Annotated in this window: 7 protein-coding genes; 1 reads left to right on the forward strand and 6 read right to left on the reverse strand. The window is 57.1% G+C overall.

What is annotated here, in order from left to right; all coding sequences use genetic code 11:
- Positions 1–127 precede the first annotated feature (127 nt).
- Positions 128–805 carry a PEP-CTERM sorting domain-containing protein gene (locus EUZ85_RS17960; protein WP_127970581.1) on the reverse strand — a complete coding sequence of 226 codons (678 nt, stop codon included), beginning with the start codon at positions 803–805 and terminating at the stop codon, positions 128–130.
- Positions 806–1,510: 705 nt separating this feature from the next.
- Between EUZ85_RS17960 and EUZ85_RS17965 the strand changes: the two genes are divergently transcribed.
- Complete coding sequence (locus EUZ85_RS17965; protein ID WP_127970582.1) at positions 1,511–2,257, forward strand: hypothetical protein; 747 nt, start codon at positions 1,511–1,513, stop codon at positions 2,255–2,257.
- A gap of 92 nt (positions 2,258–2,349) precedes the next feature.
- Here EUZ85_RS17965 and EUZ85_RS17970 read toward each other — a convergent pair whose 3' ends face one another.
- The 5 genes from EUZ85_RS17970 to EUZ85_RS17990 all read right to left on the reverse strand — a co-directional run bounded on the left by EUZ85_RS17970 (position 2,350) and on the right by EUZ85_RS17990 (position 11,178).
- Positions 2,350–3,201: a 3-hydroxyacyl-CoA dehydrogenase family protein gene (locus EUZ85_RS17970; protein ID WP_127970583.1), complete on the reverse strand. Its 852-nt coding sequence runs from the start codon at positions 3,199–3,201 to the stop codon at positions 2,350–2,352.
- Between the two features lie 232 nt (positions 3,202–3,433).
- On the reverse strand, positions 3,434–4,141 hold the full coding sequence (locus EUZ85_RS17975) for a GNAT family N-acetyltransferase (RefSeq protein WP_241567074.1): 708 nt from the start codon (positions 4,139–4,141) through the stop codon (positions 3,434–3,436).
- 106 nt (positions 4,142–4,247) lie between these two features.
- Complete coding sequence (locus tag EUZ85_RS17980) at positions 4,248–5,069, reverse strand: thioesterase II family protein (protein ID WP_127970585.1); 822 nt, start codon at positions 5,067–5,069, stop codon at positions 4,248–4,250.
- The gene (locus tag EUZ85_RS17985) at positions 5,062–6,171 is read right to left on the reverse strand and encodes a cupin-like domain-containing protein (protein ID WP_127970586.1); all 1,110 of its coding nucleotides are present in this window, start codon (positions 6,169–6,171) and stop codon (positions 5,062–5,064) included. The genes EUZ85_RS17980 and EUZ85_RS17985 overlap by 8 nt, the downstream gene beginning before the upstream one ends.
- 12 nt (positions 6,172–6,183) lie before the next feature.
- Positions 6,184–11,178, reverse strand: coding sequence for an SDR family NAD(P)-dependent oxidoreductase (locus EUZ85_RS17990; RefSeq protein WP_127970587.1), 4,995 nt, complete (start codon positions 11,176–11,178; stop codon positions 6,184–6,186).
- Between the last annotated feature and the right edge of the window lie 32 nt (positions 11,179–11,210).

An 11,210-nucleotide genomic window follows, 5' to 3' on the forward strand; every position in this document is an offset into this window, starting at 1 on the left:
GTCGCCCATGTCTCCCGCTTGGGTTTCAGACTATTAATCCGTCAGACAAATAACGTCCGTCTATTTGTCTGCAAGCGACCTATCTGTCAGTGAACGACAAATTGTCTGCAAACTACAAAGTGAAAGCTTACGCTTTCTGGCTGCGTCGACGGGCCACGTAGCCCACGATGCCCAGGCCGGCCATCCACATGGCGTAGGCGTCGGCTTCGGGAACCATGGTTACGGCGGCTGTGCCGAACTGATTGGAAGCGAAGTAAACGTCACCGATCAAGATAGAATCCGTGGCGCCATTCAGGTTCAGGTTGATCTCGCCCAGCCTGGTTTTCCATCCATCAAAAACGCTGCTGTTATAAGCGCCGATAATGCCTTCGTTCGCCGGGCCCGCATACCATTGGAAACTGGTGATATTACCGTCTACGATGGTCAATACGCCGCTGTCGCCATCCTGGGTGCTGTCGGGGGTCCAGGTGACGCCATCCGGCGCCTCCTGACGGGTCCCTTCAATACCGCCAAGCATGCCGCTCACAATCGCCAGATTCAGGCCATTGGAGTTGAGGCTCACCTGGTGCGTACCAGTCAGGTAATTATCGAAGTTGGGAAGAATAATCTGACCGAGGAACGTCGCATAGGATGCATCCTCCATAAATATGTCAGTGTATTCGTCAATCGTTTGCTGGCTGTGATAATTTGGGTCAAAAGTCAGGTCGACGCTTCCCGAAAAATCAAAAACCAGTGTACTGGCGCTAACGCCCATACTCACTGCTGAAAGCATTGTCGCCAGGACTGCCCCTCTAAAAGGATTCATGTTTAACTCCTTGTTTTATTGGGTTGAGGTCCATTTCCATAGGCGATACTAAATTTCTAACTAATACGACTCATAATAGAAATACGACGTCGCCGACATGAATAATACTCACTCGTATAAAAAGAAAACAACTGTTGACGCAATAAAAGTCCAACAATCGTTACATACTTTTTCTTTGGGTGATCATGATGTCGAACGAGGCGGTAAAAAGTTCTGACTCAGTCCGGCGTCCCAGGGGGCGCCTGTCTGAACAGAGTGTACCTCTGCGCAGACAACGTCATCAGTACTTAATACCATATCCCCGTAACTATCGAATAATCCGCGCCGCATCTGACTTTAAACAGGTCTGTGCGCGCCTGTTCATGCGGTTTTTCCCCATTTCCTTTCTGGATATTACAAACGCCAATATATGCCGCGTTCTTTTTTATCTTTTGAAAACAAAATAAATCGGATATGTATCAATCAGGTTACGGATACATAATTATTTTTATCGTTTCGTGATTTATTCCATACATAGCGCATCATAACAATTGGTTATAAATTCACCTCACGCATGCGCTCTATATGCAAATATCCAATAAAAATAACCCTTTGCAAATTACGCCTTCATATAAGTAATAACGCCACTCCTTCCGGGGCGGTGGATTTGAACTAAGCTGATAGAGTCGGGTTGTATTGTTCTATCACTGGAATAAGGAAATTGCTATGAGCGATTATGTGATTGGCGGCTGGACGCAAAACCCTGCAGACTCCTCTCCTCAATCTTTTTCTTACACCATGTACGGCATGGTAACCAACCTTTCCGGGCTAACGACCGGCACGCCTCAGTCTCCGGGGTGGAGTCCGGACACGACTGCTGCGCCTGGCGGATCAGGCAAAGTGCTTTGGACCTACGGCGGCGGTGGCTGCACGCCGAACAATATGCCCCAGAACGCGACGGAAGTGAGCGCCATCGTCAATGCGACCCAAACCAAGAACTGGGCCGGCGTGGATTTTGATGACGAGTGCTACATGAACGTGGACATGCTGGTTGAGACGATGAGCAAGCTGAAATCCCTCAACAAGGAGTGCAGCTACACCTTTCTGGCCGGTTGGGATTACAACAACCCCAGCGCCTCCAGTGAGGGAACCAAAATTAATCAGGCCGTCAAAACCATGGCGCAATCAGGCGCGGTCAATCGCTTTTGCCTGATGTGCTACGCCGAGGCCATGTGGAGCATGAGCGACATTGAAGCCAACGTAGGTCCGGCGATAAAGCGCACCATCGCCAACGGCGTTCCCGCCAAGCAGGTGATACTGGCGCTGACGCCCGCAGGATTGAATCAGCAGAACCTGAGTTACTTCCTCAATGAGGTGACTCAAAACGACATTGGCGGTCTCTTTATCTGGGACTACCCCGCCCTGCCCAGCAGCTATCTGCAGCAGATTGAGCAGGCGCTGTTGGGCGCCTGAATTTCAGGTTAAGCGACAGGACCTGCGCAGGTCAGGCCCTGTCTTTCGCGGCTTGTCGCGTTAGTTAAAGTAATAGCTAGTAAGAATAAAAGTCAGTAAGAGTAAAAACCCTTGCCGGTCTTGCGGCCCAAATGACCGGCATCCACCATACTGCGCATTAACGGACAGACCCGGTATTTCGAATCCTGAAATGTCTGATAAAGCACATCCAGCGAATTCACCACCGTGTCTACGCCGATCAGATCCGCCGTCTCCAGCGGCCCCATTTTATGGCCAAAGCATTCCTTGAAGATGGCGTCCACATCCGCAGGTTGCGCGATGCCGTCCTGAATAGCGAACGCCGCTTCATTCATGAATAGGTGGGAGATGCGGTTGGAGACAAAACCAGGGCCGTCCTTCACCACCACCGATTTTTTGCCCAGCATCGCCAGCATTTCCAGGCAGCGGTCTCTGGTTTGTTCTGACGTATTCAGGCCCAGTATCACTTCCACGGTATGTTTCAGGTAAACCGGGTTCATGAAGTGAACGCCAATGACCTGCGCCGACGTTTTATGGAAAGACCCCAGTTTGGTGATAGGAATGCAGGAGGTGTTGGCCGCCAGAACGGCATTGGGCGCAATAAACTCAGCCATGCGGGTATACAGCGCCTGTTTAAGCTCAATGTTTTCCGGGATATTCTCAACCACGAAGGCGCAATCAGAGATCGCGCTCAGCTCATTCGTCCAGCGAATGTTGTCCAGAATATCCTGTGGTTTCTTCCCTTTCGCCAGTGGGCTGAACAACGGCGCGTAACCCGCCGTCTCCAGCACGCGGGCGCGACTTTGCTCGCAGGACGGCTCGTCTTTTTCAACCACGACGACATGATGGCCGCGCAGTGCGCAATCAAACGCCAGACTGGAGCCGATATTACCGCCGCCAATCACGGCAATGTTTAGTTTTGACATACAAACTTCTTCCTTGTTGTGCTTTAAAAATCTGTTTTCCGTTGACTAATCAGGCAGCCAAATAGATTCCTTCTATTTGTCTGCAACGACAGGGCCTGCACAGGTCAGGCCCTGTCTCCCGCGGCTTGTCGCCGCGCAGGCGCGTCCATGCGCCTGGTGATTAACATGCCAATATCATTGCCATGTTTATAACAACAAACGGCTTCTGTGCGTCACCAGGCTGCTCCGGCGTTTATTCAGCGGAATCCGGCGAGATCACTTCCCACTTTCCAAACCAGGTCAGCCCTGCCGCCTTCGCCAATGACGCCGAGGCCTGATTATCGAACTGACAACGGTATTGCGGTTCATATCCCCTCTCACTGGCGCGTCTGCAAATCGCGCGCACGACCTTGCGGGCGTATCCTTTTCCTCTGAAGGGCGGCAGCGTCAGCACGCCCAGATCGGCGATGCGCGTATGGTCGCCGGGATAGCTGTCCCAGGGGTACATGCTGGCGGCGCAAACCAGACTGTCGTCAATAAACGCGCCGCAAACCTCCCAGTGATCCAGTTCGACATAAGCGTCATCCAGGTCCTGTTCCGTCGCGGACGCCTGGAATTCGGCGAAGACGGCCTCATCCTCAATATTTAACGGGCGGATGTCGCCTTCTGTGGTTTCCTGCATCAGTTTTGCTTTGTCCTGTGCAGAGAAATAAAAGATCTCATCGGCGCCATGCAGCGCCACTCCCGTGTCCTGCAGCGCCTGGCGCAGAGCGGTTGTCGACAAGGCGTCCAGCTGATAGAAGCCCAGCTTGTCCGCCATCACCGGCGTCATGACCGCCATGACTCGGCCGTCCGACAATTCCAGCACCATCAGCCGTCTTTCCTCCGGCAACGCCGCATTGGCGATGACCGTCAGGCTCCCGGTTTGCAGCAGAACTTCCCCCTTGGTAAAAGGGGTCATCCAAAAATCCATTATCGTTGATGAAAATACAGACATACTTCTCTCTCGACTTCGTTGTCATTAATTCGGCGGACAGGTCGCTTCCGTCTGTCCGCCAATCACTCAATCACAATACCTGTGATGTCAGGTCCTGTTTCTCTCTGCTTGGCGCCGCGCAGGCGCGACTGTCCTGCAAGCCCGTTAACTCGCTGACCCGCGCTTCAATCCATGGCGCCACTTGGTTATCGGCGAACAGATAAAAGTGGCCGCCATTGAACACCCGCTGGGTCAGGGGCGCAACGAACGCCCGCCGCCATCCCGCCAGACGGGACACCGGTACGCGGTTATCGCTGTCTCCTCCCGCGATAAAGCCATGAACGTCCAGCGGCGGCTTCGGCATGCCAGCCAGGACCGCCAACAGCGTCAGATCATTGCGCATCACGCCAATCACATATGACCGCAACTCAGGGTCCGCCAGCACCTCCGGCGGCGTACCTTCGTATTGCTCCAGCAGGCGCAGAATCTCGTCGTCTGACAGAGACTCCCGAGGTCTTCCGCGCAGGTCAACAGGATCGATATAGCCGCGGGCGGAGAGAATCACTCCCAGGCGCATCTCCGGCGCCTTGCGCCTGAGTCTGTGCGCAGTCTGGTAAGCCAGCTCCGCGCCCAGGCTGTGGCCGCATAGCATCAAGGGCTTGTCGCGCCCCAGCTGCAATCGCTCGACGGCGTCGAGAATCTCTTCTAAGACCGCATCAGCGTCCGCGTTAAGAGGCTCCAGAAAACGCGCGCCTCGTCCCGCCAGCTCCAGGCAATAGACTTCAATCGAATCGGACAGATTCTGCGCCAGTTGCATGTAGGTGTAACTGGAGCCCCCGGCATGGTGCATAAACAGCAATTGCGCGGCGGCGTGCGGCCTGCTTTTCGCTGCAAACAAGACTGAATCAGACAAGGCTTGCCTCCTCCCTGGCGTCAATCCCGGAAGCGGCGCGCTTTTGATATACCGACTTGAACGCCGGCGCCGCCGCAATAGGAGCGCTGGCGATCCATCCCGGACCGCGCGCGCTTTTGAATTTATAATAATCGTCGTACTCCTGGCTGGTGACGAAGTTGTAAGTCAGGGAAATGCTGGGGGACAGGGTATGCACTTCGTGAGTCAGTCCCTTGGGAATCAGCATGATTTCTCCCGGCTCCAGATCGAAGCGCCAAATCCTGTCCGCCTGCCCGCCAGGCTCATTGGCGGCGGCGGGCGAATGGGCGAAAGAGCGACCTTCTGCAAGGGTTCTGGCGGCGCCTTCCAGCGACGAAGAAAAAATCCATCCCGCTTTTTTGCCCACTACCTGACACAACACCGCATTCGTGCGCATGCCGTCCACATGTAAACGGGTGCAGGCGCCCGGCGCGGAGAAATAAAGTCCCCAGTCCTGGCACATACGCTTGTTCGGCTCTAAGGAGCCCATCTGCACCCAGGGAATCCGATAGCCGCTCTGGGGCAGAAAATAAGGTCGGCCCCAGTGCCGCTGAATGCGCTGAAACGCGAGGAAGCTGAACGACTGCGTTTTGACGCGATGACCGAACCCCCAGGTGAACAGCAGATGCTTGAAAAAGGAGTCATAGGTATAGCGCAGGTAGTCCAGCTCATTGCTCATGCATCCCAGCTCTACAGCAGGAAGCGCAGCAATCTGCTTCAGGTAGGCGCGCAACTCGACGCTGTCTTTCGGTTTGAATCCCGCGTCCTGCAAACGGACGGACAGGTCGCCGAACTCCTCGCTAAAGAAGTCGAAGCTCCATAGTTGTTGCGCCGGCCAGTCCCGCAGTCCGTCTGCGACAATGACGGGCTCATTGCGCATCAGGTAGCGTTCGCTGAACGTCGCCGAGGTAATATCCGAGACTCTTTCCACATGGCGGTAATCCGCCTCTTGCAGGCGCGACGCCGCCTCGTTTTCATCCATCAACGGCTGCGTTTCCCGTTTGCGCCGATAGATGCTGGCTTCCTCATAGGACCACAACGCCACATCGCCCAGCGCATTCCATACATCGCCAATAAAGCTCATAACCGCCCTTCCCTAAAAATCAAACTCTAAGTCCACATCCCTTTCCGCCATCTGCGCGGCGTCTGTTTGGACGGGTTGGTATTCGAGGTTTTGCAGCAAGTCCCCCACTTCCGTTTCCGGATCGGCGAGGATGGCGCCCACCAGTTCAAAGTAGTACTGGAACAACGCCAGAATTGTCGCCTGCTCGAACATGTGTTCGCGATACTGAATGGTGCAATCAAAGCCGTCCCGGGTTTCGGAAACCTCCAGCACCAGATCAAACTTCGCGGTGTCCGAACTGATATCAAGCCGCGACAGCCCGGCCTCCTGAGCCTCCTCAGCGCCCCCGTTCAGGCTTTGCGGCAAGTATCCAAAAACCACATCGAACAGAGGGTGTTTGCCCTGGCGATGCTGACAGTAGGGCTCTGCGCTCAGGTCCTGTAAAAGCGCGCTCATGGGATAGGTTTGGTATGGCGCGCATTCGGCCCATTGTTCGTTCAGGTCCAGCAGATAATCCGCCACCGGGAACTCCGCCTCCGGCTCAAGCTTGAGGGCGAGCATGTTGACCAGATACCCGACCAGCTGCATCTCTTCCGGTTGCGTGCGCCCGGTGACCGGAACGCCAAGCAGTAACGATTCCGTGCGGGCGATCTTGCTCATCAGCACGCCAAACGCGCCGAGGAAGAAAGTAAAGGTCGGCAGCCCCAGTTCCTCGCACAGCTGTTTGATGTCTTCACCAACCTGTCTGGGCAGCGCCTGCGCCAGCGTGGCGCCCTGATTGCGCACGGTTTCGTCGCCGTCATCGCATCCTTCCACCCGCGGTAACACCAGCGGCGCCGGCAACGGTAATAAGTTGGCGAGCCAGAACGCTTTGTCCTTGCGGATTTTTTCCTCATTTTCAGCCGCCTGTCGCACCTGACGGAACGCGGCGTAGCTGTATTCCAAAGGCGGCGCCGGCCGCCCGGCGAGAAAGTTCTGCAAATCGTCTGCGAGGATGCCCAGCGACACCGCATCGCAAACAATATGATGGACGACGATCAACACTTGATGAGGCCGCCCGGCGCCGGGGCTGGTTATCATCATGGCGCGAATGGGCGGCGTGGCGTGCAGATCGAAGGGCATGGCGGCGAACTGCTGCAGCCGCGCGCGATTCTCCGCCTCCGTCGCAGCGCTTTCAAACACCGCCAGACTGGCTTTGGCCAGAACCTGGGGCTCCATCATCAGGTTGGCGCCCTGTCGCTTGAACAGGCACTTCAACACCAGATGCCTGTCAGCCACCTGCTCAATCGCCGCCGCAATCGCGGTGGGACTGAATGACGCGGGACACTCGAACGCCACTGGCATGTTATAACTGGCGTCCTGAAAGGTGGTCTGATGCATGTAAAGCAGTTCCTGATCCGCGCTCGCCAATATGGGCGCGGCGGGATCAATGTCCAGCGCAGGGACTTTGACGTCCTCCTGCTCCAGCAGACATTGACGTTCAATTTCCCGAATAGTCGGCTGCGCGAAGAAATCCTGTATGGCGATCCGCTTGCCCAGCTTCTTGTACACTTTCTCCGCCATCACGATCGTTTTGAGACTATCGCCGCCCAACTCCATAAAGCGATCGTCGATCCCTACGCCTTCAACGCCGAGAATGCCGCTCCAGATGGCCGCAATCTCTTCCTGCAAGGCGTTGCCGGGCGCGGCAAACGCCGCCGCCACGGTCGCCGGTCTCGGCTTCAGCTTAATGCTGTGGAGCGCGGACGATGAATGTCCCTCGCCGTTCGCCGGGCGCCGACCGCCCCAGGCGTACAAACGATCGCTAAACTGTCCGGCTGAGAAAATCTTCTGATTCTCGCGGTCGAACTCGCGCAAGCTGCGTTCGAACAAGGCGGGGAACTCCGCTCCCAGCAGAGCGGTTTCGTTGGCGCCCCAGGCGTTGGCGTCTTTTTGAGACGCTTCCTCGAAGTGGATGGTCTCCCAGTTCACCGTCACCCAGCGGGTCGCCGTCAGTCTGTTGTTGCGCCGTTGGCTCCAGCCATCCAGAAACAGGTTAGCGGCCGCATAAGGCGCGTGGGCGATGCCTCCGAAAAACGCGGACATGGAAGAGGTGACAAAACAGATCTCCACAGGCACGCTTTCGAACACCCGCGCCAGCGTCTGCGCAACCCGCGCTTTCGGCCCAAGCTGAGCCAGATAGCGATCTGCGTCGAGCTGGGCGAGCGGCGCAAAGGAGTCGCCATCCGTCACCCCGGCGGCGTGAATCACCACCTGTATTTCACCCAGACGCTGGCGAATGCTCTCAAACAGCGCCAGGGCGTCGCTTTCTGATTCCAGCGCATAGGGAAACACCTCCACCGCGCCAGCGCCGGCCGCCGTCAGTTTCTGCCGCAGCTCTTTCATGGCGGGCGAGTCCGCTGGCTGACGGCTGATCAGAGCCAGTCGTCCCTGAAAGCGCTGGGCGATAGTTTGCGCCATCGCTCTGGCCATTCTGCCCCCCGCACCGGTAATCACGAAGGTCCCGCCAGTAAAATGCGACGCATCCAGCACCTCGTTTTCGTCTTCGTCAGGACTGCGAAAGTCCTCTACGAACAGTCCTTCTGCGCTCAGCTTCAGAGGACCATGCATGGGAGACGCCAGTACGCTGGCGAGCGCCGCCGGCGTCCATTTTTCACTGGGATTGCAGATCTCCACACAGGCGCACGCGATGCCGGGGATCTCCTGAGGCGCCACCAACGCCAGGGATTTCAGCGCGGCTGTCGTCAGCACCTGATCGGCGTCCTGCTGCGGGTCGTCCACGGCCGATAATGAAGGCGCCAGCAAATAGATATGCACGGACGCATACCCTGAAAAATCAGCGTCCGTCAGCGCCCTGCCCAGTTCAGCCAGCGTCTGCAGAGACTCGGTGTTCATTGACAGGCCGTCGGCGGGAAACGCCAGCGTTAACGTCAGCGCCTGCTCGCTTCGCGCGCCTGCGGCCAGCTCCGCCAGTGCGCCGCGCAATTGCACTGAACATAAAGGGTTGCAGTCGAGCACTTCGATATCATGCCGGGAGAGCCCTGCGGTAAGCGCCTCTGTCGAAGCCGGGGCGAGCAGCACGCGCCGGGACCCGGATTGCGCCGGGGTTTTGCGAAGCCGTATGGATTTCCAGAATGGCGTCAGCATGCCCGCCGCGTTTTTGGAGAGATTGCCGCCTTCCGGCGCCGACAGAACGTCCGCGATGCGTCCCCAGGTTTTATCCGAGACATGGCCTGCGCCGTGGTCTTCGCGGGCGAAAGCGTAACCCGGAACCTCTTTCAGGGGCGGTATGGATTGATCGCCCCACAGAGACCGAGGCAATTCCTTGCTCACGCCGGAAAGCCATTTTTCGATACTGTCTTTATCAAGAGGCGCAGGCATCCCATTCAGGACTTCCGGCGTCAGTGACGCCAGGGTCGAACGGATCAGGGACGGCGCATCGCCATCCTCTGCGAGCGCCAGATAACGCTCGATTTCCCGCATTAAGGCGAATTGGGAATCCGCCGCCAGCAGCGCCCGACAGGGAAAGCTGTGACGTTTGCGCAGCGTATGAGAGAGCGCGCGAAGATCAGGATTCTCCTGCGTCACCAGCCACTGGGACACGGCTTCCAGATGCTGCGTCAACGACGCTGAGTTGATAGCGGAAAAAGGGAAGAACAGCGGTTCGCCCTGCTCTTTTTCGACAGGTTTCTTCGTCGGCGCTGGCGCATATTCCTGCAACACAATATGGGCGTTGGTTCCACCAATGCCGAAACTGCTGACGCCGCCGGTGCGCAGCTTGCCGTCCTGCGACGGCCAAGGCTCCGCTTCAGTGTTGACATAGAAGCACGACTTTTCAAAATCCAGCTGCGGATTGGGACGCTGGAAATGCAGCGTCGGCGGTATCACGCCATGTTTGAGCGCCAGCACCATCTTGATGAATCCGGCGACCCCGGCGGCGGAGTCCAGATGACCGATATTGCTTTTAACGGCGCCCAGCGCGCACTGGTTCGGCGTGTCGCTGTCGGCGCCGGTCTCACCGAATACCTCGCGCAAGGCCATGAACTCAATGCTGTCCCCCAATCCGGTGGCGGTGCCGTGGCACTCGATAAAATCCACGTCGGCGGCGTCCACTTCCGCCAGTTGCAGGGCGGCGCGAATCACTTCCGCCTGCCCTTTCACGCTGGGGGCGGTGTAACCCACTTTGCGGGCGCCGTCGTTGTTAATGGCGGAGCCTTTGAGAATCGCCCAGATGGGATCATTGTCGGCGATGGCGTCCCCCGCTCGGCGCAACACCACCGCGCCCAGGCCGCTGCCAAACACGCTGCCGCTGGCGTCGGCGTCAAACGCGCGGGTTTTGCCGTCTTTGGAGAACAGCATGCCCTCCTGATAGAGATGCCCGTTCTGTTGCGGCAACAACAGGCTGACGCCGCCGGCCACAGCAAAATCGCATTCGCCGTTCAACAGACTTTGCACCGCCTGATGAATGCTGACCAGACTCGTCGAACAGGCGGTCTGCATGGTGAAGCTCGGCCCTTGCAGTCCCAGTTTCCAGGAGATCAGCGTGCTCATGGCGTCTTTATTGGCCAGTTGCGAGGCCAGAAAACCGCCAACGTTATCCACCTGCTCGGACAACATGGCCTGCATGGTCCACTGCACGGTGCTGCGCGCGCCCAGAAACAGACCGATGCTGCGTCCGCGTTTGTCGGGATCGACGCCAGCGTTCTCCAGCGCATGCCACACGCACTCCAGCATCAGCCGGGTTTGCGGGTCCATCAACGCCGCCTCCGCCTGGCTGTATCCGAAGAACTCCGCATCGAAATACTGCGCCCCGCCCAGCACGCCGTTGGCCGCCACGAAGTCCTTGTTGCGTATCTTGTTGGCGTCGTGCCCGGCCTTGAGCAGTTCTTCGTCGCTAAAATGAGAAATGCCGTCCACGCCCATGAGCAGGTTGCGCCAATACTCACGGCAGTTGTCGGAACCGGGAAAGCGACCCGCCAGACCGATAACGGCGATATCCAGATCTTCTCTAATCTCTACAACACTCATAATTCCATACCTTGTTATGCTCTCAGACGAGG

This window comes from Hahella sp. KA22, from assembly GCF_004135205.1.
In the GTDB taxonomy this organism is placed as follows: domain Bacteria; phylum Pseudomonadota; class Gammaproteobacteria; order Pseudomonadales; family Oleiphilaceae; genus Hahella.